We start from the raw sequence: 26100 nt of genomic DNA, 5'->3' as shown, positions 1-26100 counted from the left end.
TAAATTATCGAGCCAAATCAAAACGGTCAAGATTCATCACTTTATTCCATGCTGCAACAAAATCCTTGACAAACTTCTCATGGGCATCTGCACTTCCGTAAACTTCTGCAACAGCCCTAAGTTCAGAATCTGCTCCAAAGACAAGATCTACGCGGGTACCCGTCCATTTCAGTTCGCCGGTCTTACGGTCATGACCCTCAAATAAGTCCTTAGAATCCGAAACCGGTTTCCATTCCGTACGCATATCAAGCAAATTGACAAAGAAATCATTGGTAAGAACACCGGGACGATCCGTGAATACGCCATGCTTGGAGTGATCGAAATTAGTTTCCAAGACACGCAGACCTCCAATGAGGACGGTTAATTCAGGAATTGTTAGCGTCAGCAGTTGGGCTTTATCAATCAACAGAGTCTCCGGCAATACACTGTATTTGCCTTTCACATAGTTGCGGAAACCGTCGGCAATCGGCTCAAGCACTTTGAAAGAATTTACATCCGTTTGTTCCTGCAAGGCATCTACACGACCCGGAGCGAAAGGAACGGCGATGTCGTAACCGGCCTCTCCCACTGCCTTTTCCACAGCGACATTACCAGCCAAGACAATAAGATCGGCAAGGGAAACTTTTTTACCATTGAACTGAGCATTGTCGAATTCTTGTCGGATACCTTCAAGGGTTTTCAAAACCTTCGCCAATTGTTCGGGATTGTTAACTTCCCAGTCCTTTTGAGGAAGCAGGCGGATCCGTGCTCCATTGGCGCCGCCACGTTTGTCGGAACCACGGAATGTGGAAGCAGAAGACCAAGCCGTATATATCAATTCGGAAACCGATAACCCGGATCCTGCAATTTTCGCCTTCAATGCGGCAATATCTTTCTCATCAATCAATTCATAATCGGCCGCCGGAAGCGGATCTTGCCAGATTAAATCTTCATTAGGAACTTCAGGACCCACATAGCGGGACTTCGGACCCATATCCCGATGGGTCAACTTAAACCATGCACGGGAAAAAGCCTCTGCAAAGATATCCGGATTTTCATAAAAACGCCGGGAGATCTTTTCGTAAACAGGATCGAAACGCAGGGCGAGGTCGGTAGTGAACATGGCCGGTGCATGACGTTTGGATGGATCATGAGCATCCGGAATAGAGCCGGCACCCGCATTATGTTTCGGCCTCCACTGATGTGCGCCGCCCGGGCTCTTTGTCAGTTCCCAATCATAGCCGAACAGGTTCCAAAAGAAGTTACTACTCCATTTCGTCGGAGTACTGGACCATGTTATTTCCAAACCACTCGTAATCGCATCGCCACCTTTACCTGTACCGAAGTCACTTTTCCAGCCGAGACCTTGATTCTCCAGGCCGGCAGCTTCCGGTTCAGCTCCCAGATGAGTTTGGGGAGCCGCGCCATGGGTCTTACCAAAGGTATGACCGCCGGCAATCAATGCAACCGTTTCTTCGTCATTCATACCCATACGGCCGAAAGTTTCACGTATGTCCCTCGCTGCTAAAAGAGGGTTGGGATTGCCTCCGGGGCCTTCCGGATTGACATAAATCAGTCCCAGTTCGGTAGCGCCGAATGGCTCTTCAAGGCTTCCCTCTTCATCCCGTCTGTCACCTAACCAAACCTTCGCGGTTCCCCAGTTGACATCCTCGTCCGGTTCCCAGACATCCTTACGTCCTCCGGAAAAACCAAAGGTCTTGAAGCCCATCGATTCCAAGGCCACATTTCCTGCCAGGATCATGAGATCGGCCCATGAGATCTTCCGGCCATATTTCTGCTTAACCGGCCAAAGCAATCTGCGGGCTTTGTCGAGGTTGATGTTGTCAGGCCAGCTGTTAAGAGGCGCAAAACGTTGCTGGCCGGAACCGGCTCCGCCGCGACCATCGAAGATACGATAGGTTCCGGCACTATGCCAGGCCATACGGATAATGAGAGGTCCGTAATGTCCGAAATCCGCCGGCCACCAGTCTTGCGAGTCGGTCATCAATTTCCTAAGATCCTCTTTCAGTCCTTCATAATCAATTGTCTTAAATTCTTCCACGTAGTTATAGTCTTTATCCTGAGGATCGGATAAAGAAGAATGTTGCCGAAGGATGTTCAAATGTAACCGATTTGGCCACCAGTCGTTGTTTTTTGATCCACCGCCACCGACAGCAACTTTTTTTGCACCCCCGTGAAACGGGCATTTGCTAATGTTGTCAGATTCTGTTTCCATTTTAATTCGCTTAATGTGTTATACTAATTATATCAGGTAAAAATTAAATCATAATAATATTCTGTTTACAGAAACCTTAACTTCGTAGAGTCGCGCAGTCTTTCCATTTAAAGATCAGCAAATTCACCCTATGGCTCCATAATATCAATAAAAACAGCTTTGATTTCCGAAAACAGGTAAATTCTTTTTCAGAGAATCATTTCCCACAAACCTAATTAATAAAAGCGGGATAAAAAACTCCGAATCATAAAAAAAACTGATAAGAATAAAGAATTTCACTATAATGGAACAAGGAAACAACGGTAGCTGCAAACAAGGAAACGGAAATAGGTTGTCAGTTGAAAGAAGCTACAAATAGAGATGGTAAGAAGAGAATAAATTACTATTTTTGTTCACTCATATTGGAAGCGCAGATCAGTACAAATAGCTAATGAATTAAGGAGAAAATGCAACAAAGAAAAAAATCCGCCCTGAAACACGTATGCCTATGGGCAGTAACCGCAACCCTGTTTGTCGCCGGGAACCATCAGGTTCAAGCGTCTTGCCTGACTTTACAGAGAGACAACACAACCATTGCGGCGGCTAATTACAACAAGACCAACCGTCCGCTTAAAGGGGAACGCCTCTTCACTTCAAAGGCGGTCGAAAAAGAGATCGCGCGCATAAAAAAGATGTTGAAGAATCCCAAATTGGCCTGGATGTTCGAGAACTGTTTCCCGAACACATTGGACACGACCGTCCATTACCGTAAGGTAGACGGCAAAGATGATACGTTCATCTATACCGGAGACATCCATGCCATGTGGCTGAGGGACTCGGCCGGACAAGTCTTCCCTTACGTGCAATTCGCCAACGGCGATCCCGAACTGAAAGCGATGATCAAAGGGGTACTGAGCAATTATGTCAAGCTGATCCGTATCGACCCCTATGCCAACGCCTTCAACGACGGGCCGGGCAAAAGCGAGTGGATGTCTGACATTACGGATATGAAGCCGGAACTGCATGAACGCAAGTGGGAAATCGATTCGCTCTGCTATCCGATCCGCCTGGCTTATGAGTATTGGAAGGTAACGGGCGACGCCAGTGCCTTCAACGAAGACTTTGCCGATATGATCGAGATCATTGTGAAGACTTTTAAGGAGCAACAAAGAAAAGAAGGCAAGGGGCCTTACCACTTTTTACGCAAGACAGACCGCCAACTGGATACGGTAAACAATGACGGATATGGGAATCCGGTAAAACCCGTCGGCCTGATCGTTTCCACTTTCCGTCCTTCGGACGACGCTACCACCTTCCAGTTTTTGATTCCGTCGAACTTCTTTGCCGTAACGTCTTTGCGTGAAGCGGCCGAAATATTAACGAAAGTGAACCGCAACGTCAGCCTGGCGCAGGATTGTACCGACCTGGCACAGGAAGTGGAAGAGGCGCTGAAGAAATATGCAATCTACGATCATCCGAAATACGGTAAAATTTACGCCTATGAGGTAGATGGATTTGGCAATCAATACCTGATGGACGATGCCAACATGCCGAGTCTGCTTTCTCTGCCCTTCATGAGAGCCATGGGGGCAAACGATCCCATTTATCAAAACACCCGCCGTTTTGTCTGGAGCCAAGACAACCCGTACTTTTTCAAGGGAAAAGCCGGCGAAGGGATCGGCGGCCCGCATATCGGCTATGATATGCCTTGGCCGATGAGTATCCTCTCCAAGGCATTCACCAGCCAGGATGATGAGGAAATCAAAGCCTGCGTTAAGATGCTGATGGATACCGACGCTGATACCGGCTTTATCCACGAATCGTTCCACAAGGACGATCCGGCTAAATTCACCCGCGCCTGGTTTGCCTGGCAAAATTCCCTTTTCGGCCAACTGATCGTCGAGCTGGTCAATGAAGGCAAAGTCGACTTGCTCAATAGCATTGAATGATTGATTCTCCATATTGTTTGGAAAAAAGAAATAAATGAGTGAGAATTTAAGGAAAAAACTTACCATTGAACTAAAGAACCTGTCCATCGGATATATTTCCGGAAATAAAAGAAAGGTTGTGTCGGAAGGAATTACGTCGGGAATCTACCAGGGGGAACTGACCTGCCTGCTGGGAGCAAATGGTACCGGCAAGTCGACTTTACTCCGCACCTTGTCCGCTTTCCAACCTAAACTCTCCGGGACGATTTGCATTCTGGGCAGGGACAATTCATCATATTCCGAAAAAGAATTGGCGAAATTGATCAGTGTGGTATTGACAGAGAAGTTAGATATAAAAAATATGGAAGTCCGGGAAGTCGTGGGATTGGGAAGAAGTCCCTATACCGGCTTCTGGGGAAAACTGGAACAAAAGGACGAGCAGGTAGTAGACAGAGCCATTGCTCTGGTGAAGATCGAATCGCTGGGCAAGCGCATGATCGATACACTAAGTGATGGGGAACGGCAGAAAGTCATGATTGCTAAAGCGCTTGCCCAGGAAACTCCGATCGTATTGCTGGATGAACCGACAGCCTTTCTCGATTTCCCCAGCAAAGTGGAGATCATGCAGTTGCTGCATCAATTGTCACGGCAGACGGACAAAACGATCTTCCTCTCCACACATGATCTGGAACTGGCCCTACAGATAGCAGACAAAATCTGGTTGATGGATTCACAGGCAGGCTTGCGGATCGGAACGCCGGAGGATTTGTCGCTGGATGGCAGCCTGAGCAATTTTTTTACACGGAAAGGCATTTCTTTCGACCAGGAAACAGGCCTCTTCAAAATCGAAAACCAATACGACCGACAAATCAAATTGTCCGGACATGGCCAACGTTATCTGATGGCACGAAAGGCCCTGCTCAGAAATGGCATCAACGCGTCCCGGCAAGCCGACTCACCTCTCTCGATTAAAGCCGTAGACAATGGTTTTCTCATCTCCCAAGAAGACAAAGTCTTAGCGACCGCTGTTACGATTGAAGAACTTTTAGCTGAAATTGTTACCCGGTAAACGCTTCCGGGAAGAGGCTACAGCAAAGAAAAACAATATCCCTATAACATATCCTCCCGGTCTGCCGGGAAGACGACACCTAACTGACGGCGCACCTCATCGAGGATCTCCAACGTGATGAGGGAATTTTGCAGGCTGTTGACCGCCGACTCCTTGCGACCGGATAAGATCAGATCGATAAACTCGGCCACTTCGTAATAATATTCGTTCAGGGAATGTCCCGGCGTCAGGTCTTCTTCCCCGCCCCCAAGGCGCGGCGTCCAGGTAATGCGGCTGATGATATTGATACGATCCAAAGTCAGGTTTCCTTCTTCCCCTTGGATTTCGGTCGGCAAGGCCGAGTTGGCGATCTTGCTGTAGAGGACCGTAGCATTCATAGATTCGTATTCAAAATTGACGCCTCCCTGACCGTCAACTCCTGTATACAGGCGGATGCCGGAGGCATGGATCGCTTTCGGCCGGCCGAAAAGGACGACCATCGGATAGATGGTATAGACCCCGATATCCATGATGGCGCCATTGCTTAGTTCGGGCTTAAAGGCATTCAGCACAATTCCTTCTTTCAGCTTGTCATACCGGGAAGAATACTGGCAATAAGAAGAGAAATAACGGCGTATCGCGCCGAGGCGGGACAAATTCTCCTGAACGGCGCGGAAACCGGGAGTCAGGGTCGGTTTCATTGCTTCCATCAGAACGACCCCGTTGGCTTGGGCGGCTTCAATCATCCGCCGGGCTTCGCGTGCATTCGAGGCAAGAGGTTTCTCACACAGGACATGCTTGCCATGCTCCATCATCAGGATGCTTTGCCTGGCATGAAGGAAGTTCGGCGAAGCGATATAGGCCGCGTCGATTAACGAGCTTTCGGCCATTGCTTCCAAAGAAGTAAAGGTATGCGGAATACGATGCTTTGCAGCAAAGGCCCGGGCCGTTTCTTCCGTGCGGGAATACACGGCTGCCAATTCGAACCGGGCGTCTTCCCGTCCACCCGCAATCACCCAGTCGGTGATAAAATTGGTTCCGATCACTCCGAATCGTATTTTATCTGTCTTATTCATTTCTTATGTAAAATCAGCGTTTCGCTTTCGATTGCCAACTCCGGGACGACTGGAGCAAGATTAAGGGTCAGGCAGTACGGCACGCTGTCGGCCAGGCCGTTCCTGCGCAACCGTTCAATATGCTCGGTACGTCCGATATAGGCAAGTAAATCCGCCCGGTTCTGCCGCCACATGTCCAAGGCAATCACGGCGCTGTCTCCGCCCAAACGATAGCCTTTCGACAATAGAGCCTCCGCCAAGGCTCCGCCGAAAAGGGTATCTTCGATATTCACCTTATCTTCCCAACCGGAACAGACGACTACCACATCCCGCTGCGCACGGAGACAATAATCAGCCACCGCCTCCAAGTTGGTAAACGCCCCGGTTATCACGCGGTAGGCTCCGCGCGCTACCGTAATCGTCTTCGTTCCGTTCGTTGTCGTGAAGACGAGATCCTCGCCCGCCACCTTTTCCTGCGTATAGTCAAAAGGGGAATTGCCGAAGTCGGCAAAGTCACATTTCCGTACATTTCGCTCCGCACCGACCAACCAGCCCTGTTCTTTATAAGCCATCGCTTCTTCCAACGTGGCAACCGGACGGATCGTACGCGCTCCGTTCCGAAAAGCCGCCGCCATGGTGGTGGTCGCCCGGAACACATCGACAACAACGGCTATCGCCTCCGGCCGATGATAGACAGGATATAATACCGGTGAAAAACAAACATCTACAATCATTCCGTCTCTCCCGTTTTTACAATCGTAATTGTGATTTTCAATCCTTTTTCCAAGCTCTCCCCCAGGAGGGTTTTCAACGTGGTTGCCAGAAGCTCGTTCTTCGCCTTGAGCAACTCCAGCATGGCTTTGATTTCCAACGAGGAGATATTCCGCACCAAGGTCATCTCTTGCGAAGAGTAAGACGGGACATCGAAAGCATTCACCGGCAGCCCTCCGATCTCCTCGATCGTAAAGGCAAGTTGTTCCCCGTTGAAATTGTAGCGGGTTTCTTTTTCCAATGCCCCCTCGGCGGTAGGTACGGAAACCTTCGCCTTGAATTCCGGATTAAACTGAATTATCGTTCCCGGAAGATTCACTCCGGCCTGCGACAGGATAACGGGCAGGAGTCCGTTTAAATTGTCATTATCCGTCATAAAAGCGCTGACCTTCCAGCTTCCGAGTATTTCGTCGTTTTTACTTGATTCCTTCTCGTCTTCGCAGGATGCGAGCAAAATAGCCGAACACAAGATTGCCGCAAGCGCACTTAACAAATACTTTATTTTTTTCATTTTTACCTAAAATAAAACCTGTTATAATTCCCGGCCGCCATACATCTGCTCATAGTAATGCATATAGCCGCCGCTAGTAATTTCATCCACCCAATCTTGATGTTCCAGATACCAGCGTACGGTCTTGACAATTCCCGTTTCAAAGTCCGTCTCCGGTCGCCAGCCCAACTCGCGGGTGATTTTAGCCGGATCGATGGCATAACGTTGATCGTGCCCCAGGCGATCCTTGACAAAAGTAATTAAATCCTCATTAATCCAATCGATCGACCAGAGACCATCGGAGCCGGGCACTTTCTTTTTCAGTGCCTGACGGTACGCCGGTTCTTCGGTCATCAACCGGCGCATCGTTGTAATCACCGTCCGGACAATCTCTATGTTCTTCCGTTCGTTATGTCCCCCGACATTATAGACCTCACCGGAACGTCCGTGGTGTATCACCTTATCGATCGCCTTGCAATGGTCTTCCACGTAGAGCCAGTCCCGTATATTGCTCCCGTCTCCATAGACCGGCAATGACTTACCTTCCAATATATTTTTAATAATCAGGGGGATCAATTTCTCCGGAAAATGATACGGCCCGTAATTGTTTGAGCAACGGGTGATGCTGACCGGCATCTTGTAGGTCTCATGGTAAGCCTTGACAAACAGGTCGGCGCTGGTCTTGGAAGCGCTGTACGGACTGCGCGGATCCAACGGAGTCTCTTCCGTAAAATACCCTTCGGCACCGAGGCTACCGTACACTTCATCGGTGGAAACCTGATGAAAGCGAACGCCTTCCTTCCAGGTGGGATATCCATTGGCATCCTTGCCGGTAGTCCAGGCGCTGCGGGCGGCATCCAACAGGTTTTGCGTTCCCAGAATATTCGTAACAAGAAAGAGTTGCGGATTTTCGATGCTACGGTCCACATGGCTTTCCGCCGCAAAATTCACAACACAATCGATTGCATATTGTGCGAATAGGGAATCCGCCAGTACACGGTTGCCGATATCTCCCTTCACGAAAGTACAGCGATTGTCTTCCATATCCTTCTCGATAGTCTTCAGATTACCGGCATACGTCAACAAGTCCAATGCGATCACCCGGCAATCGGGATAGGTAGCCAAAAGATACTTCAGGAAATTAGCTCCGATAAAGCCGGCTGCTCCGGTCACTAAATAATTCTTCATAACATACTATTTAGAATAGGTAAAATTATTTTCCGCCTCTCTGAAAAGCGGCGCTTCTCTGTCTTTCCCGGAAAGAATGATTCCGGAAGGATCGGCAATCCGCCAGTCGATACCCAGTTCGGGATCATCGAAACGGATCCCCCGCTCATGCGACGGCGTATAAGGGTTATCCACTTTGTAAATAAAGACCGCCTCGTCGCTCAGTACCTGAAAGCCGTGTGCAAAGCCTTGCGGCATGTATAACTGCCGTTTATTCGTTTCAGACAACTCGACGCTGATATATTTCCCATAGGTAGGAGAACCGACACGCATATCGACCGCCACGTCCAGCACGCAGCCTTTGATCACCCGTACTAATTTTGCTTGTGAGAAAGGGGCCAGTTGATAGTGCAACCCTCGAAGGACTCCTTTAGTAGAGCAAGACTCATTATCCTGAATAAAGGCCACCTTACCGATGGCTCCGTCAAATTCGGCTTGCTTGAAGGCCTCCATAAAATAGCCTCGTGCATCACTGAATACTTTCGGCTCAATAATCCATACTCCCGGAAGCTTTGTTTCGATATATTCCATTGTTCTTAAATTATTCGCAAAAGAATACCGGGCGATCCATCCGCCCGCTGCATCCTTCCTCTGCTTTAAGTTAGCGCAAAGCTATAAATTTAATTGCTTACGGCCTATTTTAAGGTTACCGTTTTTCGATATTTCTCGGCCTTCGCCCGGCAACCGGAAAAGAAAAAGGTCACCTGCGCAAGAAAATTCTTTTCCGCAGGTGACCTTCGGGCGATTTTCAGAATAAATCACTATTCCTCAATCGCTGCTTGTGCGGCCGCAATCCGGGCAATAGGTACCCGGAATGGCGAACAAGAAACATAGTTCAGCCCGACTCTATGGCAGAACTTCACGGAAGAAGGCTCCCCGCCATGTTCTCCACAAATACCGCACTTCAGATTCGGCCGGATGGCACGACCCTTTTCGGTCGCCATTTGAATCAACTGCCCGACCCCTTTCTGATCTAATACCTGGAAAGGATCGACTTTCAAAATTTTCTTTTCCAAATAGATCGGAAGGAAAGAAGCGATGTCGTCCCTTGAATATCCGAATGTCATTTGCGTCAGATCATTGGTTCCAAACGAAAAGAATTCGGCTGAAGAAGCGATCCGATCGGCTGTCAGGGCAGCCCGAGGCACTTCGATCATCGTGCCTACACTGTAATCGATCCGGTCGTTCATTTCCTTAAACAATTGCTCTGCCGTCTCCCTAATCACCTTTTCCTGTTCCAGAAACTCATAAAGGATACCGATCAGCGGAACCATAATTTCCGGGAAGACATGGATCCCCTCTTTCTTCAATTCGAGAGCCGCCCCCAGGATTGCCCGGGTTTGCATTTCCGTAATTTCGGGATAAGTATTCCCCAAACGGCATCCCCGGTGCCCCAGCATCGGATTTTGTTCGCTGAGGGCTTCCACCCTTTCGTGGATATATTCCACCGAGACCCCCATCGCATTTGCCATCTCTTCCTGCCCCTTGAGGTCATGGGGAACGAACTCATGCAAGGGAGGATCGAGCAAGCGGACTGTCACCGGCAGATCGTGCATCGCCCGGAAAATGCCCTTAAAATCGGCCAGTTGATAGGGAAGTATCTTGGCCAGCGCCTTTTTCCGTCCTTCCTGCGTTTCCGAAAGGATCATCTCACGCATCGCCTTTATCTTATCCCCTTCGAAAAACATGTGTTCGGTACGGCAAAGCCCGATTCCCACAGCGCCGAAAGCGCGTGCTACCTCGGCATCGTGCGGAGTATCCGCATTGGTGCGCACCTGTAGTTTTGTATATTTATCCGCCAGCTTCATCAAGTCGGAAAAATCGCCGGACAATTCCGCTGCACTGGTCGCCACTTTCCCTTCATACACTTCTCCGGTCGTTCCGTTGAGAGAAATGAAGTCGCCCTCATGAAGCGTTGTCGAACCTACCTGTAGCGTCTTTTTCTTATAATCTATCTTCAACTCTCCGGCCCCGGAGACGCAACATTTCCCCATTCCCCGGGCGACAACCGCCGCATGGGAGGTCATTCCGCCGCGCGCCGTCAGGATTCCTTCGGCCACAGCCATCCCGGCCAAATCCTCCGGAGAAGTTTCTATCCGTACCAAAACGACCTTTTTTCCATCGTTATACCATCCTGCCGCATCCTCGGCCAGGAAAACGATCTGCCCTGTCGCCGCTCCGGGAGATGCAGGCAAGCCTTTCGCCAGGACTTTGGTCTTGGCCAGCGCCTTCTTGTCAAAAACCGGATGGAGCAACTCGTCCAGCTTATTGGGATCGATCCGCGACAAAACCGTCTTTTCATCAATGACTCCCTGCCTCAGCAGGTCCATGGCGATCTTGACCATCGCCGCACCGGTACGTTTCCCGTTACGGGTTTGCAGGAACCAGAGTTTTCCTTCCTGAACGGTAAATTCCATATCCTGCATATCCCGGTAATGATCCTCCAACTTGGTCTGTATGGCGTCCAACTCTTTATAAATCTCCGGCATGGCTTCTTCCATGGACGGATAATTCTGCCGACGGACGTCCTCCGGAATTCCGGCTAACTGCGCCCATCGTTGGGAACCTATTTTGGTGATTTGCTGTGGAGTCCGTATGCCGGCCACCACATCTTCCCCCTGCGCATTGATGAGGTATTCGCCGTTGAACAAGTCTTCGCCGTTGCCCGCATCGCGGGAGAAGCAAACGCCGGTAGCCGACGTATCGCCCATATTACCGAATACCATTGCCTGCACAGTTACCGCCGTTCCCCATTCCGCCGGAATGCCTTCCATCTTGCGATACAGGATGGCGCGTTCGTTCATCCAGGAATCAAAGACGGCGCAAATGGCGCCCCATAACTGTTCGTAGGAAGAGTTAGGAAAGTCGGAACCGGTCTGTCTTTTCACCGCTTCCTTAAACCGGGCGACCATCTTTTTCAGATCGTCGACATCCAATTCATTATCTAATGCTACGCCTTTAGCGGCCTTGATTTCTTCTATAATCGCCTCGAACGGGTCGATCTCGTCTTTGCCCGTATGTTTCACACCCATTACGACATCCCCGTACATCTGAATAAACCTGCGGTAAGAATCCCATGCAAAGCGTTGGTTTCCCGTCTTCTTCGCCAATCCCTCCACTACATCGTCATTCAATCCGAGATTAAGGATCGTGTCCATCATTCCCGGCATTGAAGCGCGCGCTCCGGAACGGACCGAAACCAACAAAGGGTTCGCCACATCCCCAAACTTAGCGCTCATCAACCCTTCGATTCTGGCGATAGCCTTTTCAACCTCGGTTTTCAACAATTCAATTACCTTTTCTTTCCCCAAGGTATAGTACTCCGAACAAACTTCTGTTGTAATAGTAAATCCCGGGGGCACCGGGATTCCGATCAAATTCATCTCCGCTAGATTCGCTCCTTTTCCTCCCAACAGGTTTTTCATATCGGCCCGACCTTCAGCCTGTCCATTTCCAAAAGTGTAAACTCTTTTATGACTCATAATAATATATTGTAATTTAGGTTTTAGACAATTCTAACGGCACAAAGTTAAATTTTCCGTACATATAAAAAAGCACTTTCCATATGTTTTACAACCAATACGATAAAATAATCTTTAGAAGAAAAATATGGAGAATTTAATAACTGTTTAAAACAGGCTCCGAGGCCTGGCAGATAAAAACAGGAGAAATTTTATAGGGTATCGGGGCGTTGAACGATCTTATTAATAAAGGCATCTGATATGAACCTATTAATATAAATTCTTATGAAAACGACAGTAAATTCAATCATCCGCCTACTACTGATCATTACATTGGTAGCAAGCGTAGGTCCTTCCCTTTCCGCTCAAAAGGAAAACGGCAATGGAAACGGATTTTTCATCATCAGCGGGGTGGTAAAAGACACAAAGAATAAGAAGAAACTGAGCTATGCCAGCATCTCCATCCCCGGCAGCCATGTGGGAACGATTACCAACGAGGACGGCGAATTCACATTAAAGCTACAGGAATGGCCTCCATCGAAAAGAATCGAAGTTTCCCATCTGGGATATTACAACCTGCTCTATCCCATCCAGGAAAATAATCCTGAAAAACAAACGATTCTTCTGACCCCCAATGACAATGTTCTGGAGGAAATCTTAGTCTTGGGCGGGAATGCCCAGGAACTGGTCAACCAGGCCATCGGGAAAATCGCGACAAATTATAGCGGACAGGATAACCTGTTGACCGGCTTTTACCGGGAAACAATCAAGAAAAGGCGTACCTATATTAATGTAGCGGAAGCCGTGATCCAAGTCTATAAGACTTCCTACGAAAAGGGAATCGAAAAGGATCGCGTGCAGGTATTGAAAGGACGCCAGTTGCTAAGCCAAAAGCCTAAAGATACGCTGATCGTCAAACTGCAGGGCGGGCCGAACCTTTCCGTCTTCACGGACGTGGTAAAGAACAGGGATATGCTTTTCGATCCGCTGACGCTCCCCTACTATTCTTTCACATTCAACGAAATCACGATGATCGACGACCGCCTGAATTATGTCATCGACTTCAAATCACAGGCGATCCTACCTTTCGCGCCTTACTACGGCAAGCTATATATCGATAAAGAGAATCTGACCTTTGCACGGGCGGAGATATTCCTCAGCATGAACGACCGCAACAAGGCAACGCAGGCGATTCTCCGGAAGAAGCCGTTCGGCCTGCGCTTCAAACCCGAAGTCGTTTCTTTTATCATCACCTACAAGCAAAGGGACGGAAAATCCTACCTGAACTACGTCCGCAACGAGGTAGAATTCAAATGCGACTGGAAACGCCGGCTGTTCGCTACCGGTTATACCATCCTGGCGGAGATGGTGGTCACAGACCTGGCTGGCCGCCCGGCCACCGAAATTCCAAGGCAAGATGCTTTCAAACCGACGCTCTCGCTTTCGGATCGGGTCAGTAATTTTGCAGACGCAGACTTTTGGGAGAACTACAATATTATCGAGCCGACGGAATCTCTGGAGAATGCAGTAAATAAATTGAAAAAGCAATACCGGTAATTGTTCTCTTTCGTATCTTTGGATAGTACCTGTAAGAGATAATCTTATGCTAATGCTAACAGATGTGACGGTTCTACACAAGATAAAAGAAGGAGACATCCGAACGTTCGAACAAGTCTTCCGTCNCAAAGTTAAATTTTCCGTACATATAAAAAAGCACTTTCCATATGTTTTACAACCAATACGATAAAATAATCTTTAGAAGAAAAATATGGAGAATTTAATAACTGTTTAAAACAGGCTCCGAGGCCTGGCAGATAAAAACAGGAGAAATTTTATAGGGTATCGGGGCGTTGAACGATCTTATTAATAAAGGCATCTGATATGAACCTATTAATATAAATTCTTATGAAAACGACAGTAAATTCAATCATCCGCCTACTACTGATCATTACATTGGTAGCAAGCGTAGGTCCTTCCCTTTCCGCTCAAAAGGAAAACGGCAATGGAAACGGATTTTTCATCATCAGCGGGGTGGTAAAAGACACAAAGAATAAGAAGAAACTGAGCTATGCCAGCATCTCCATCCCCGGCAGCCATGTGGGAACGATTACCAACGAGGACGGCGAATTCACATTAAAGCTACAGGAATGGCCTCCATCGAAAAGAATCGAAGTTTCCCATCTGGGATATTACAACCTGCTCTATCCCATCCAGGAAAATAATCCTGAAAAACAAACGATTCTTCTGACCCCCAATGACAATGTTCTGGAGGAAATCTTAGTCTTGGGCGGGAATGCCCAGGAACTGGTCAACCAGGCCATCGGGAAAATCGCGACAAATTATAGCGGACAGGATAACCTGTTGACCGGCTTTTACCGGGAAACAATCAAGAAAAGGCGTACCTATATTAATGTAGCGGAAGCCGTGATCCAAGTCTATAAGACTTCCTACGAAAAGGGAATCGAAAAGGATCGCGTGCAGGTATTGAAAGGACGCCAGTTGCTAAGCCAAAAGCCTAAAGATACGCTGATCGTCAAACTGCAGGGCGGGCCGAACCTTTCCGTCTTCACGGACGTGGTAAAGAACAGGGATATGCTTTTCGATCCGCTGACGCTCCCCTACTATTCTTTCACATTCAACGAAATCACGATGATCGACGACCGCCTGAATTATGTCATCGACTTCAAATCACAGGCGATCCTACCTTTCGCGCCTTACTACGGCAAGCTATATATCGATAAAGAGAATCTGACCTTTGCACGGGCGGAGATATTCCTCAGCATGAACGACCGCAACAAGGCAACGCAGGCGATTCTCCGGAAGAAGCCGTTCGGCCTGCGCTTCAAACCCGAAGTCGTTTCTTTTATCATCACCTACAAGCAAAGGGACGGAAAATCCTACCTGAACTACGTCCGCAACGAGGTAGAATTCAAATGCGACTGGAAACGCCGGCTGTTCGCTACCGGTTATACCATCCTGGCGGAGATGGTGGTCACAGACCTGGCTGGCCGCCCGGCCACCGAAATTCCAAGGCAAGATGCTTTCAAACCGACGCTCTCGCTTTCGGATCGGGTCAGTAATTTTGCAGACGCAGACTTTTGGGAGAACTACAATATTATCGAGCCGACGGAATCTCTGGAGAATGCAGTAAATAAATTGAAAAAGCAATACCGGTAATTGTTCTCTTTCGTATCTTTGGATAGTACCTGTAAGAGATAATCTTATGCTAATGCTAACAGATGTGACGGTTCTACACAAGATAAAAGAAGGAGACATCCGAACGTTCGAACAAGTCTTCCGTCTTTACTATTCCCCGCTCTGCCTTTATGCGGCCGGCATCACCGGTCGCATGGCTGTTGCGGAAGAGGTGGTACAAGAGGTATTCTATTGTTTATGGCGGGATCGGCAAACGATACAAATTTTCCATTCGATCAAATCTTATCTCTATGTTGCCGTGAGGAACGGTTCCCTGCAATACGTCGAACATTGCGAGGTACGCGAGCGCCATCAGGACGCAATTGCCGCCAAAGAACAGGAACAGGCCTTGTCCACGCCGGAGGAGGTATTGGAATATAAGGAACTGGAGTCGGTGATCTGCCGCGCAATGACCAAGCTGCCCGAACGCCGCCAACGCATCTTCCGAATGCACCGCGATGAAGGACGCAAATATAATGAGATCGCCACCTTGTTGTCCATTTCCATCAAGACCGTAGAAGCGGAAATGAGCAAGGCTTTACAGACATTGAGAAAAGAAATAGACGAATATATTTATATCTTATGATAACAAACAAAAAGACAGATCAGGCATGGGGAACGCTATTTGCCCGTTTGGAAGCGGACGGTCTGCTGGAAACAAAAAAGGAAAGCCGGAGCCGGACATTCAATCGCGTAGGATTGCGGGTAGCCGTTGCCGTCGTTCTTCTTTGCCTCTGCGGTGGAATCGCTTTCCTATATAACCGGAAAGCGGCTAAGGGAACGGACACCTTGTTGGTTCTGTCGAATGAAAATAAGGAAGCGACACTGGTATCTACATTGGAAGACGGCTCCACAATCTATTTGTCGGAAGCGGCTTCCCTCCGGTATCCGAAGCATTTTCCAAAGGAAAAACGGGAGGTCTTTCTGGAAGGGGATGCGTTTTTTGACATTCATCAAAACCGGCAATCGCCGTTCTTCATCGAAACGGAGGACGTGCGGGTCGAAGTCCTGGGTACGGCTTTCAGTATCCGGAACCTCAAAGACAAACCGTTCCGTATCGCCGTCGAACGGGGTACCGTATGCATTACTCGCAAAAAAGACGCTAGGAGCATGCAGGTAGAGGCCGGGCAGACCGTGATCGTCGATCCGGACCGTATCCGGAAACAAGCGAACGAAGCACATATCTTCTTTCGCTATAAAGACCGGCTTTATTTCAAAGACGAAAAGCTGCCCGATCTGATCCGGGTGATCAACCAATATGCCGACGGCCCGGAAATATGCTTGGGGAAAGGGTTGGAGGAACGCCGCCTGAACTATGCCTACGTCGACGATTCTTCGATGGAAGTGACAAAAGTGATTTGCCTCGCACTGGACCTCCGCTATGAACGGAAAGGGGATGAAATATGGATTTTACCGCAGTAACCGAAAGTATTTGCCATGAAACGCTCGATCTATCCTCTATTGACTGTTTGCCTGCTCGGAATCCTGTTGGGCTTCCCGGCAGTGCAGAGGGGATATGCGCAGGAACAGGATCCGCTGAATCAAAAGATCGGGCTGAAGAAGACAAAAGGCTCTGTATACGAACTATTAAAGCAAATCAGCGATCAAACCGGCTATCTGTTTGTCTATGACAGCCGGATCGTGGAAAACGACAAATCCGCCCGGATTCCGAAGGGCGTCTATACGCTTCAGGAAGCCATCCTGACGATTGCCGGAAAAGACATCGCTATCCATATCGAAGGCAAACACATTCTATTATCACACAGCGGGAAGAAGGAACCTGCTCCCGAAAAAACGCTTCTTCCCGAAGAACTCGCCCCCCAAATGCCGGTGGAAGGAAAGCTGATAGACCGGCATACCGATGAGCCGATTGCCTATGCTTCGGTTAGTGTCGATTCGACCTCCATAGGGACAATCACTAACCAGAATGGAGAGTTCCGGCTCCTGCTTCCGGATTCGGTACAGGCGAAACCGACCCTCCTTTTTTCCCATTTGGGTTATATCAGCCGGCGAATCAGCCTTTCTGTCCTGACGGGGCAAAAGACAGTCGTTCCTTTGGACCAAATGGTCATTCCGATACAGGAAGTCGTGATACGGTTCGTCAATCCGTTGCAATTGCTGCATCAGATGATCGAAAAAAGAGAAAAAAACTACGCACACGCACCGGTTTATTTCACCTCCTTCTACAGGGAAGGCATAGAACACAGCCAACGTTTCGTACAACTGACCGAAGCGGTTTTCCAAATTTACAAATCCGATTTCAATTCCAATAGGAAAGATCAGGTCAAGATCCTAAAGATGCGGAAAATAACCAATGAACGGGAAAAGGATACGCTTGTCGCCAAGATGAAGTCCGGCGTCAGCTCCTGCCTGCTGCTGGATTTGATGAAGAACCTTCCGGATTTTATCCAGCCGGCGTTTGAGGCGAACTATAACTACCAGAATACGGACATGACGGAAATAGACAACCGCCTGGTCAACGTCCTCTCTTTCGAGCAGAAAGAGAGCCTTACCGAACCTTTATACCGGGGAAGCCTGTATATAGATGCAACAAACCAAGCGCTTCTGAAAGCCGTTTTCGAAATCCATCCGAAATATATTAAAGAGGCAGCGCAGATGTTGATTGAAAAAAGAAACCGGAATCTTACGATTACGCCGTACAAAGTATCCTATATCATTAGTTATAAGGAATGGAACGGAACTTACTATGTGAATCATATTCGAGGAGACCTGATTTTTAAAATAAAGAAAAAACATTTTCTCTCTTTTCCGTCCACCCTGCATACCTGGTTCGAAATGGCAACCTGTAAAATTGATACGATGGATGTCAACCGCTTCCCACGCAACGAGCAATTGCGTACCAATACGATTTTCTCCGATATTAATTTCACCTATGACGACCGGTTCTGGGGAGATTTCAATATCATCCGGCCGGAAGAGCAACTGAATGATCTTCTCGAAAAAGTCTCTGCTAAAATCGAAGAAATAAGTTATTAATAAGTTGAATTACAATTAATAACAAGGTAAGCATACGAAATATAAAGACGGCCTTTTCACAAAGGCCGTCTTTATAGGTTTTAATAGGTATTAGTCTTTAAGGCAAAAAGATTGTTTAGGTTATCTGATGCAAATATGATGCATTTCTTGATCTCTAACAAAAAAAAATAGATATTATAAAACATATTTGTATGGATTTATACACTTTTTTCGAGAAAAGCCCCTTTTATCTTTTTTTTGTTTATTTTTAATTAAAAGCAACAGAAAAGCAAGCAAAATAAGAGCAGATCATTACCGGAGATAAGTGACTTCCATTCCATGATGACCTTCTGTTATTATCCTGTTCCGGTAAACAGGGAATCCGTTAACAAAAGTCGTTTCGACGGTATGATGGAAAAGCTGTCCTTCAAACGGAGACCAGCCACATTTATAGAACAGATTGTCTTTGCTTACCACCCATTCTTTATGCGGATCGACCAGCACCAAGTCTGCATAATAGCCCGGACGGATATATCCCCGTTCCTTGATCTTAAAAAGTTCGGCCGGCTGATGCGCCATTTTCTGTACGACCTTCTCCGGAGTAAATTCACCCTGCCGCACCAATTCCAGCATGGCAACCAAGGAATGTTGTACAAGCGGTCCGCCGGAGGCGGCTTTCAGGCAGCTTCCCTCCTTTTCGGCCGGCAGATGGGGCGCATGGTCGGTCGCAATGATATCGATCAGATTCAAACGGACGGCCTCGCGCAAGGCATCCCGGTCGGCTTGTGTCTTGACGGCGGGATTCCATTTGATCAGGTTTCCGAAAGCGGCATAATCCCGGTCGTCAAACCAAAGATGGTGAATGCACGCCTCCGCCGTGATCTTTTTTTCGCTCAGCGGGCGCTTGTTATCAAGCAAAGATAATTCCTTGGCCGTCGATAAGTGCAAGATATGCAAATGTGTACCTAAGCGCGTAGCCAGTTCCACTGCCTCGGAAGAGGAGGCGTAGCAGGCTTCCTCACTCCGTATCTTGGGATGGAAGGTAATATCCAGATCCTCTCCGTAAAGACCGACGTAGTAGGCTTTATTCCGCCGGATGATTTCTTCTTTTTCGGCATGGATGGCAATCAACAAGTCCGGTATACCGAAAAAGAGAGACAACGTCTCCGGATTATCCACCAGCATATTGCCGGTAGAAGAGCCGAGAAAGAGTTTCAGTCCGGGGATACGTTTCAAATCCAACTTCCCGATCTCCTCGAAATTCGTATTCGTTCCTCCGAAGAAAAAGGAATAGTTTGCCGCCGAAGTTTCGGCTGCCCGTTGCAGTTTCCATTCCAGATCAGGTAGTGTCGTTGTTTGTGGTTTCGTATTCGGCATATCCATAAAAGTGGTAACTCCTCCGGCCACAGCGGCACGGCTTTCGCTTCCGATGTCTCCCTTCTGCGTCAGTCCGGGTTCACGAAAATGCACCTGATCATCGATACAGCCGGGAAGCAGCCATTTTCCGGTGGCATCCACCACTTCCGCCCGGGTGGCTTCCCCATCGGGAAGTTCTCCCCGCCAAACTTGTTCAATCCGTTCCCCGTTGATAAGGACGGAGCCGGAAAAAGATTCTCCTTCATTAATAATCCGTGCATTGCGGATGATTATTCTGCTCATGCTCTTTGTTTCTTTTGAGGATATTTACGAAAAAAGCTATTCCATTTCAACTCCAATACGCCAAACAAAGCTTCTCCGAAGATGGAAGAGTTCATTTTGGAAACTCCCAGCACACGGTTAATAAAGATAATCGGTACTTCCACAATCCGGAAGCCGCATTTATATGCAGTAAACTTCATTTCGATCTGAAAGGCATAGCCTTTGAAATGAATCTTATCCAATTCAATCGTTTCCAATACTTCCCGCCGGTAACACTTGAATCCCGCTGTTGTATCATGGATATTCATTCCGGTTACCAGCCGCACGTACATGGAGGCATAATATGACATCAGCACACGCCCCAAAGGCCAGTTCACCACATTAACGCCGTTGCAGTACCGGGAGCCGACGGCTACATCCGCTCCTCCGGCGGTACAAGCTTCATACAAACGCGGCAGATCGTTCGGGTTATGGCTAAAGTCGGCATCCATCTCAAAAATGAAGTCATACCGATGTTCTATCGACCAAGAGAAGCCCTTCAGGTAGGCTGTTCCCAAGCCCTGTTTACCGGCTCTTTCGATCAGAAAAAGGCGTTCGGGAAATTCATTCTGTAATGTTTTGACGATACCGGCTGTTCCGTCGGGCGAACCGTCATCGATGATTAGAACGTGGAACTCTTTTTCAAGGGCGAAAACCGCCCGGATAATGTTTTCCACATTCTCCTTTTCATTGTAAGTCGGGATAATTACGATACTATCTGGCATATAAGTGTTAATTTGAAGCGAATGTACAGATTTTTTGCAAATCTCCTTTCCCCGGCCCCACTTCTTTTGCATATTAACCGGAAAGAAAAAGAAATCTCCTGTTTTTGTCCGGTAAATAAATGTTTGCTATCGTTGAAACATTGCAATTAAAATGATCGGGAATGTTAAATAAAAGAGAGCGAAAAGTTTAGTACGAAAAACATCAACCGCTATGAAAACTTATAAATACGAAGCAAGTTGCTTCATATATGCGGCCACAGCTTCTTCATTCCCCGGTTCCGGGCTCCAGGGAGCGAAGTTTTCAGGCAAAAGCGGAGCAAAAGGCCCATTTTTCACCTCATAGATAACCGATCCGGATTCCAGCACCAGTAAGCCATGCCAGATACCGGCCTCGATTTCTCCCCCATATTCCCCCTGATCCGGATCAAGAATCACCGATTCAAGTACTTTCCCCTCGTCATCGAAGATAAAAAGGGCGACTCGTCCGCGCAGCAAAAGGAAGATTTCATTTTTATCGGGATTGCAATGCCGATGCGGACGGATATATGTCCCCGGCTCCATTGCATTCAGCAGGCGATTGACAGGATCATCCAACTTCTCATGAAAGTTGTAGTTCATTCGAAGGCGAGGGGAAACTTTTGCCCTCGCTGTCGTTTCATCCAAAAGAGTGCGATCGATATGTTTCATTTTCAAAAGATTTTGTTTTTAATTCATGGTTTATAACGGGATTTAGCGAGGATATCCTGCGCATCCGCGTTTGCCATCAACGCAGACGGCGCCGCCCCGGTCCGCTCCATGTACAGCGAAACGATCCTCCAACCGAGCCATCGCCCCAGATTGCCCGGCGCATCCTCCGAAAGGAAACGGGCCGGCGCTTCTTCAAAATACTTTGCCGTCGTCAGCAAATCAGGAGTATAGAGCTGCTTTCGCTCGAGGATCGTCCTCCAGAGCGCCCGTTCGTTCTTCGTACACCATTCGCTTTCCGCCGGAGCATAGCCGAAAAGCACATCGGGAGAAGTTTCAGGCAACGCCTGTTGAAGCAGATAAATTATTTTTCCTTCGTATATCATCCGTTCCAGCAATACCGTTTCCTTTCCCTCGAAGGGAAACTCCGAAAGAAGCCATGCCCTCAGATAATCGGGAGCAACATAATCCGGTTTCATTTTACGAAGTTGGTAGTCATAAAAGAATTCCTGATACAAAGGATAAGCCGAGCCGAGATATTTATCAATGGAAAGCGAAAGCAGGCTGTCACCCACCAATACATTCTGATTCAGTCCCGAAACATGCATATAAACGGCTGGGACCTGCAAGGCGGGCCATTCGGCTTTTAGATAGGCAAAAGCGGCGCCCAGCGCCTTTTCAATCGAAGATACATCGGCAAATTTCTCCACAGCCTCCCGGTATAATCCATGAAGATGCGGCTCCGAATAGTAGGAAGCCAACCGGGCATAAGAACCTGCCGAATCGCGTCCGCCCGCCTTAAAGAGGGATTGCTCCAACAGTTGCAGAAGCAAGGAATATTGTCCGGCGAAAGAAGAGTCCTTCGCTATCGAGTCTCCCTGTTCCAGTCGTTGCAACAGTTCCTTGTCAAAACGATGGATCACTACCGGTCCGGCGGAAGCATAGCGGTTCGCATTATTCTCCTGCCCCCGGCAGCCAAACAGACTGAAAAGCAGGAGTGAAACCGTTGCCATCAGCGAAACGCCGGCTTTCAGGATAAAACTTTCCCTTCCCATTTCTTTCCTTTTCAATTGCATATTCTTATCGCTTCAATAAAACTGTCATTCGCAAAGAAAGGTCGAAAAAAACCATCTTCGCATTTACATTCTGCGTAATATGGCGTTCGGCAACCGCCAGCTCGTCCATCAGGTCAAATACATTCCGTTCGTTCACAAAAGGAGAAAATTTCACCGAAAAACCGGCTTCTTCCCTGTTCATATAATTCAGCTCCGGCGCCTGGAAACGGTAGACGAAATTCTCCCGGACCAGCCGCTGGCAATAGGACAGGAAATTCTTCTGGCGCTCCCGCCCGATACTGGCCAGCGTATCCGCCATAGCCTTCATTGCCTTGACATTCCTTGTCCAGGAATTCCGCATCATGCCGATGAACTGCTCCAGGAAAAAGGCATTCTCTTCTCCCGTGCTGATGGCCTCAACGGCTTTCAGGTAATTCCCTTCGGAGAGATGGGCAACTTGCATGGCATCCTCTTTCGTCAGATGAAACCGTTCCTGCATGGCTGCAGCCATCTCCGGAGCAGGAACCGGACGTATATTCAGGCGTTGCGCCCTTGAAAGGATCGTTCCCAGGATGGCGTCCGGCTCGCAGGAAACCATCAGGATTACGGTATGCTCCGGCGGTTCCTCTATAATTTTCAATAACTTATTGGCACATACCTGATGCATTTTTTCCGGCAACCAGATCAGGAGAATGCGATACTCGGCCTCATAGATGCGAAGGCTGACTTTTTTCAGTATCTGGTCGCTTTCCTTCGCATAGATCAACGCCTGCGAATTGCCCGCATCCATGGCGTTCAACCAGTCATCGAGATTGAAGTAGATATGTTGTTGCAGGAATTCACGCCATTCGGGCAGGTAATCATCGCAGACCTCCTTCTTCTTTTCCTTCTTGGCAACAATCGGAAAAACAAAATGCAAATCGGGATGCGCCATCACGTCAAACATCTTGCAGGACGGACATTGGCCGCATGCATCGGTATCCGAACGATGGGCGCAGTTCAGGTAGCGGGCATAGGCAAAGGCCAACGGAAAGGCCCCCGCCCCTTCCTTTTCACAGAAAAGCTGTGCGTGAGGCACGATCCCGCTCTGCGCCGATTCGATCAAACGGCGTTTTATCTCTTCCTGTCCGATGCAATCTTTAAAGTACATACCGGATCAATAAATTTGCCTGGCTATCCGATAGACGCTTTCGGAAGCAAGCAGTGTATAGAAGTGCAAGCTGGGAACGCCATGCGCTATCAGGTCCTTGCATTGCTGGATCCCCCACTCGATCCCTACGTTTTTGGCCTCTTCGTCCGTTTTGCATTTGCGCAATTCGGCTGCCAGCGGCTCCGGAATCTCCGAACGGAATATTTTAGGAAGGACGGTCAGTTGATTTTGCAGGACAATCGGCTTAATACCCGGAATGATCGGCACCGTAATCCCTTCCGCCCGGCAACGCTCCACAAAAGCGTAATATTTGGAGTTATCGAAGAACATCTGCGTGACCAGGTAGCCGGCTCCGTTTTTCACCTTCTCTTTTGCATAATAAATGTCGGATTCCAGAGTGGGCGCCTCCTCGTGTTTTTCCGGATAGCAGGCCATCCCATAGGAAAAAGGCGTCTCGTTCGCTTCGAATAGGGAACTGTCCAAAGCGATACCCTTGTTGAAATTATTCACCTGCTGCTGCAGATCGGTTGCATGGGCATGGAAGAGGGAAGGATCCTGTGAAGAATCGAGATTCTTGGTGTCACCTCTCAACAGCAACAGGTTATAGACCCGGAGAAAATTCAGGTCGATCAAAGCATATTCGGTTTCTTCTTTGGTAAAGCCTTTGCAGATGATGTGCGGCACGGCCAGTATTTTATATTTATTCTGGATAGCGGAAGCAATAGCGACCGAACCGGGGCGCTTGCGAACCTTTACCAATTGCTGTGTTCCGTCGGGCAAGGTCTTATAAGAAGGTTCGCTATGATGCGACGTGATATTAATATATTTCGGGTCGAATTCGATCAACCGGTCGATCACATCATACACCCGCTGGATATTATTTCCTTTCAGCGGAGGAAGGATTTCGAAAGAGAACGCCGTGCGTTTGCTGTTTTTTATCAATTCTGCTACTGTCATAGGGTTTATTCATTCTTTTTTATCAAACGGCCTATTCCTGTCGGAAATTTTGCCGGATAGATCCTCCTGCAAAGATAAAGAAATATCATTGCGTTTTAAAATCGGTGCAAAGACAGTAAGAATATAATTGCTCCCTTTATGGAGGCCAACCCTTTCCCCGCACTCACTATTTATTACATGGGGCTGTCTCCAAAAGTCGCGAATTATACGGAAAAAAGGAGTATACTCGATTTTATCAATGAGTATACTCGATTTTATCAATGAGTCCCTATGTTTGTCAAGTGAATAGCGAAGCTTGTTAAAAAAAGCATAAGCCAAGAGTATTATTATATTTGAGAAATCAAACAACAAACAATAAATACTCAAAGCTTATGCAAGAACAAAGAAAAGAATTAAGTTTTAAAGGAGAAAGCATTTACGTTGGAATAGATGTCCATTTGAAGAGTTGGTCAGTAACAATTTTAACGGAGCATAGTCACCATAAGACATTCAGTCAACCAGCGGAAGCAGCAAAGCTGTGGTCGTATCTGAAAACGTTTTTCCCGGGAGCTACCTATTATTCAGCCTATGAGGCTGGCTTTAGCGGTTGGTGGACCCATTATCAATTAGAGTCTTTGGGGTTGAAAAACCAGGTGATCAATGCAGCCGATGTTCCGACGACGGGAAAGGATCGTTTACAGAAAACAGACTCTGTGGATTCTCGAAAGATAGCCCGTTCGCTCAGGGCAAAAGAATTAAAAGGCATCCATGTACCTTCTCCCGTGACATTGAAGGATCGTTCGGTGGTACGTATGCGCGACTCGGTTGTCAAAGCTCAAAGCCGTTTGAAGCAACAGATAAAGATGATGTTACATTTTTATGGAGTTAAAATACCGTCCTCATTCTCAAAGAATACCAACCTAACCAAACGTTATCTCCACTGGTTACGCACCGAAGCCTCACGGGCAGAAGGGATGAGTACCCAAGCGTTCCTTTTTCTTTTAGATGAATATGAGTCCAAGCGAAAATCATTACTTAGCATTACACGAGTCATCAAGCAATTAAGCAAAGAGGAGCGATATGGTAAAAATATGGAATTGATTCGCAGCGTACCGGGTATCGGCTTGATAACAGGCATCACTTTCCTGGTTGAAATAGAGGATATAGCCCGTTTCAGCAGTAATGACAAATTTGCGGGATTTATAGGCATTATTCCCAGTTGTCATTCCAGTGGAGAAAATGAGAACAAAGGAGAAATGACTCCCCGCAGACAGGCTAGTCTAAGAGCTAATTTAATAGAAAGTTCCTGGGTTGCCGTTCGTAGGGATCCGGCCCTGGCCCTGGCATTTAAACGCTATTGCAGAAGGATGGAAACAAATAAAGCCATAGTAAGAATTGCCAGACGGTTGGCCAATAGAATATATTTTGTACTTTTGAAACAAACGAAATATGCTTATGGTGTATTACAGTAAGGGTAAAGATAAAGATATGAATCTCTGTAAAGACTGCCTCTATGAAAAAAGCGATC

21 protein-coding genes are annotated in these 26100 nt (G+C 47.8%); 8 read left to right on the top strand and 13 right to left on the bottom strand.

Annotated elements, in window-relative coordinates; translation table 11 throughout:
* Nucleotides 1-4: 4 nt before the first annotated feature.
* Complete coding sequence (katG, locus tag BQ8014_RS07660; protein WP_080903859.1) at nt 5-2215, bottom strand: catalase/peroxidase HPI; 2211 nt, start codon at nt 2213-2215, stop codon at nt 5-7.
* Nucleotides 2216-2661: 446 nt separating this feature from the next.
* Here katG and BQ8014_RS07655 point away from each other — a divergent pair, with 446 nt between their 5' ends.
* On the top strand, nt 2662-4143 hold the full coding sequence (locus tag BQ8014_RS07655; RefSeq protein ID WP_080903858.1) for a glycoside hydrolase family 125 protein: 1482 nt from the start codon (nt 2662-2664) through the stop codon (nt 4141-4143).
* A gap of 34 nt (nt 4144-4177) precedes the next feature.
* Entirely contained in the window at nt 4178-5191 is a 1014-nt protein-coding gene (locus tag BQ8014_RS07650; protein ID WP_080903857.1) for an ABC transporter ATP-binding protein, read from the top strand.
* Between the two features lie 41 nt (nt 5192-5232).
* Here the strand turns inward: BQ8014_RS07650 and BQ8014_RS07645 are convergent, their stop codons facing one another.
* The 6 genes from BQ8014_RS07645 to ppdK form a co-directional block, all read right to left on the bottom strand.
* Nucleotides 5233-6246 (bottom strand): Gfo/Idh/MocA family protein, encoded by a 1014-nt coding sequence (locus BQ8014_RS07645; RefSeq protein ID WP_080903856.1) that lies wholly within the window; start codon nt 6244-6246, stop codon nt 5233-5235.
* Nucleotides 6243-6959, bottom strand: a complete 717-nt coding sequence (locus BQ8014_RS07640; RefSeq protein ID WP_080903855.1) for a 2-phosphosulfolactate phosphatase — start codon at nt 6957-6959, stop codon at nt 6243-6245. Before BQ8014_RS07640 ends, BQ8014_RS07645 begins: the two co-directional genes overlap by 4 nt.
* Nucleotides 6956-7507 (bottom strand): hypothetical protein, encoded by a 552-nt coding sequence (locus BQ8014_RS07635; protein WP_080903854.1) that lies wholly within the window; start codon nt 7505-7507, stop codon nt 6956-6958. Before BQ8014_RS07635 ends, BQ8014_RS07640 begins: the two co-directional genes overlap by 4 nt.
* Nucleotides 7508-7528: 21 nt before the next feature.
* Nucleotides 7529-8674 carry a dTDP-glucose 4,6-dehydratase gene (gene rfbB / locus BQ8014_RS07630; RefSeq protein ID WP_080903853.1) on the bottom strand — a complete coding sequence of 382 codons (1146 nt, stop codon included), beginning with the start codon at nt 8672-8674 and terminating at the stop codon, nt 7529-7531.
* 6 nt (nt 8675-8680) lie between these two features.
* Complete coding sequence (gene rfbC / locus BQ8014_RS07625; RefSeq protein ID WP_080903852.1) at nt 8681-9244, bottom strand: dTDP-4-dehydrorhamnose 3,5-epimerase; 564 nt, start codon at nt 9242-9244, stop codon at nt 8681-8683.
* Nucleotides 9245-9474: 230 nt separating this feature from the next.
* Entirely contained in the window at nt 9475-12195 is a 2721-nt protein-coding gene (gene ppdK / locus BQ8014_RS07620; RefSeq protein ID WP_080903851.1) for a pyruvate, phosphate dikinase, read from the bottom strand.
* A gap of 264 nt (nt 12196-12459) precedes the next feature.
* On the opposite strand from ppdK, the gene BQ8014_RS07615 reads away from it, so the two are divergent.
* The 5 genes from BQ8014_RS07615 to BQ8014_RS07595 all read left to right on the top strand — a co-directional run bounded on the left by BQ8014_RS07615 (nt 12460) and on the right by BQ8014_RS07595 (nt 18366).
* On the top strand, nt 12460-13731 hold the full coding sequence (locus tag BQ8014_RS07615; protein ID WP_080903850.1) for a carboxypeptidase-like regulatory domain-containing protein: 1272 nt from the start codon (nt 12460-12462) through the stop codon (nt 13729-13731).
* Between the two features lie 348 nt (nt 13732-14079).
* Nucleotides 14080-15351, top strand: a complete 1272-nt coding sequence (locus BQ8014_RS07610) for a carboxypeptidase-like regulatory domain-containing protein (RefSeq protein ID WP_080903850.1) — start codon at nt 14080-14082, stop codon at nt 15349-15351.
* 52 nt (nt 15352-15403) lie between these two features.
* Entirely contained in the window at nt 15404-15955 is a 552-nt protein-coding gene (locus BQ8014_RS07605; RefSeq protein WP_080903849.1) for an RNA polymerase sigma-70 factor, read from the top strand.
* A complete protein-coding gene (locus BQ8014_RS07600; RefSeq protein ID WP_080903848.1) occupies nt 15952-16791 on the top strand; it encodes a FecR family protein in 840 nt (279 codons plus the stop codon). The genes BQ8014_RS07605 and BQ8014_RS07600 overlap by 4 nt, the downstream gene beginning before the upstream one ends.
* Nucleotides 16792-16806: 15 nt before the next feature.
* Nucleotides 16807-18366, top strand: a complete 1560-nt coding sequence (locus BQ8014_RS07595) for a carboxypeptidase-like regulatory domain-containing protein (RefSeq protein WP_080903847.1) — start codon at nt 16807-16809, stop codon at nt 18364-18366.
* 291 nt (nt 18367-18657) lie between these two features.
* Here BQ8014_RS07595 and BQ8014_RS07590 read toward each other — a convergent pair whose 3' ends face one another.
* From BQ8014_RS07590 to BQ8014_RS07565, 6 genes are all read right to left on the bottom strand, one after another.
* A complete protein-coding gene (locus BQ8014_RS07590; protein ID WP_080903846.1) occupies nt 18658-20004 on the bottom strand; it encodes a dihydroorotase in 1347 nt (448 codons plus the stop codon).
* Nucleotides 20001-20747, bottom strand: a complete 747-nt coding sequence (locus BQ8014_RS07585; protein ID WP_080905877.1) for a polyprenol monophosphomannose synthase — start codon at nt 20745-20747, stop codon at nt 20001-20003. Before BQ8014_RS07585 ends, BQ8014_RS07590 begins: the two co-directional genes overlap by 4 nt.
* A 219-nt stretch (nt 20748-20966) precedes the next feature.
* The gene (locus BQ8014_RS07580) at nt 20967-21434 is read right to left on the bottom strand and encodes a WbuC family cupin fold metalloprotein (RefSeq protein WP_080903845.1); all 468 of its coding nucleotides are present in this window, start codon (nt 21432-21434) and stop codon (nt 20967-20969) included.
* A 23-nt stretch (nt 21435-21457) separates the two neighbouring features.
* A complete protein-coding gene (locus BQ8014_RS07575) occupies nt 21458-22486 on the bottom strand; it encodes a gliding motility protein GldB-related protein (protein WP_234998007.1) in 1029 nt (342 codons plus the stop codon).
* A gap of 25 nt (nt 22487-22511) precedes the next feature.
* Entirely contained in the window at nt 22512-23636 is a 1125-nt protein-coding gene (locus BQ8014_RS07570; protein WP_080903844.1) for a DNA polymerase III subunit, read from the bottom strand.
* A gap of 6 nt (nt 23637-23642) precedes the next feature.
* Nucleotides 23643-24593, bottom strand: coding sequence for a methylenetetrahydrofolate reductase (locus BQ8014_RS07565; protein ID WP_080903843.1), 951 nt, complete (start codon nt 24591-24593; stop codon nt 23643-23645).
* A gap of 371 nt (nt 24594-24964) precedes the next feature.
* On the opposite strand from BQ8014_RS07565, the gene BQ8014_RS07555 reads away from it, so the two are divergent.
* A complete protein-coding gene (locus BQ8014_RS07555; protein ID WP_080905875.1) occupies nt 24965-26044 on the top strand; it encodes an IS110 family RNA-guided transposase in 1080 nt (359 codons plus the stop codon).
* Nucleotides 26045-26100 lie beyond the last annotated feature (56 nt).

It is taken from the genome of Parabacteroides sp. Marseille-P3160, from assembly GCF_900162725.1.
Taxonomy (GTDB): Bacteria; Bacteroidota; Bacteroidia; order Bacteroidales; family Tannerellaceae; genus Marseille-P3160.
This window is presented reverse-complemented; position numbering and strand designations above follow the sequence as displayed.

What these genes read in the sequence shown, in the direction of transcription:
- katG (WP_080903859.1), bottom strand. Translation starts at nt 2,215, where the DNA reads ATGGAAACAGAATCTGACAACATTAGCAAATGCCCGTTTCACGGGGGT.
- BQ8014_RS07655 (WP_080903858.1), top strand. Translation starts at nt 2,662, where the DNA reads ATGCAACAAAGAAAAAAATCCGCCCTGAAACACGTATGCCTATGGGCA.
- BQ8014_RS07650 (WP_080903857.1), top strand. Translation starts at nt 4,178, where the DNA reads ATGAGTGAGAATTTAAGGAAAAAACTTACCATTGAACTAAAGAACCTG.
- BQ8014_RS07645 (WP_080903856.1), bottom strand. Translation starts at nt 6,246, where the DNA reads ATGAATAAGACAGATAAAATACGATTCGGAGTGATCGGAACCAATTTT.
- BQ8014_RS07640 (WP_080903855.1), bottom strand. Translation starts at nt 6,959, where the DNA reads ATGATTGTAGATGTTTGTTTTTCACCGGTATTATATCCTGTCTATCAT.
- BQ8014_RS07635 (WP_080903854.1), bottom strand. Translation starts at nt 7,507, where the DNA reads ATGAAAAAAATAAAGTATTTGTTAAGTGCGCTTGCGGCAATCTTGTGT.
- rfbB (WP_080903853.1), bottom strand. Translation starts at nt 8,674, where the DNA reads ATGAAGAATTATTTAGTGACCGGAGCAGCCGGCTTTATCGGAGCTAAT.
- rfbC (WP_080903852.1), bottom strand. Translation starts at nt 9,244, where the DNA reads ATGGAATATATCGAAACAAAGCTTCCGGGAGTATGGATTATTGAGCCG.
- ppdK (WP_080903851.1), bottom strand. Translation starts at nt 12,195, where the DNA reads ATGAGTCATAAAAGAGTTTACACTTTTGGAAATGGACAGGCTGAAGGT.
- BQ8014_RS07615 (WP_080903850.1), top strand. Translation starts at nt 12,460, where the DNA reads ATGAAAACGACAGTAAATTCAATCATCCGCCTACTACTGATCATTACA.
- BQ8014_RS07610 (WP_080903850.1), top strand. Translation starts at nt 14,080, where the DNA reads ATGAAAACGACAGTAAATTCAATCATCCGCCTACTACTGATCATTACA.
- BQ8014_RS07605 (WP_080903849.1), top strand. Translation starts at nt 15,404, where the DNA reads ATGCTAACAGATGTGACGGTTCTACACAAGATAAAAGAAGGAGACATC.
- BQ8014_RS07600 (WP_080903848.1), top strand. Translation starts at nt 15,952, where the DNA reads ATGATAACAAACAAAAAGACAGATCAGGCATGGGGAACGCTATTTGCC.
- BQ8014_RS07595 (WP_080903847.1), top strand. Translation starts at nt 16,807, where the DNA reads ATGAAACGCTCGATCTATCCTCTATTGACTGTTTGCCTGCTCGGAATC.
- BQ8014_RS07590 (WP_080903846.1), bottom strand. Translation starts at nt 20,004, where the DNA reads ATGAGCAGAATAATCATCCGCAATGCACGGATTATTAATGAAGGAGAA.
- BQ8014_RS07585 (WP_080905877.1), bottom strand. Translation starts at nt 20,747, where the DNA reads ATGCCAGATAGTATCGTAATTATCCCGACTTACAATGAAAAGGAGAAT.
- BQ8014_RS07580 (WP_080903845.1), bottom strand. Translation starts at nt 21,434, where the DNA reads ATGAAACATATCGATCGCACTCTTTTGGATGAAACGACAGCGAGGGCA.
- BQ8014_RS07575 (WP_234998007.1), bottom strand. Translation starts at nt 22,486, where the DNA reads ATGGGAAGGGAAAGTTTTATCCTGAAAGCCGGCGTTTCGCTGATGGCA.
- BQ8014_RS07570 (WP_080903844.1), bottom strand. Translation starts at nt 23,636, where the DNA reads ATGTACTTTAAAGATTGCATCGGACAGGAAGAGATAAAACGCCGTTTG.
- BQ8014_RS07565 (WP_080903843.1), bottom strand. Translation starts at nt 24,593, where the DNA reads ATGACAGTAGCAGAATTGATAAAAAACAGCAAACGCACGGCGTTCTCT.
- BQ8014_RS07555 (WP_080905875.1), top strand. Translation starts at nt 24,965, where the DNA reads ATGCAAGAACAAAGAAAAGAATTAAGTTTTAAAGGAGAAAGCATTTAC.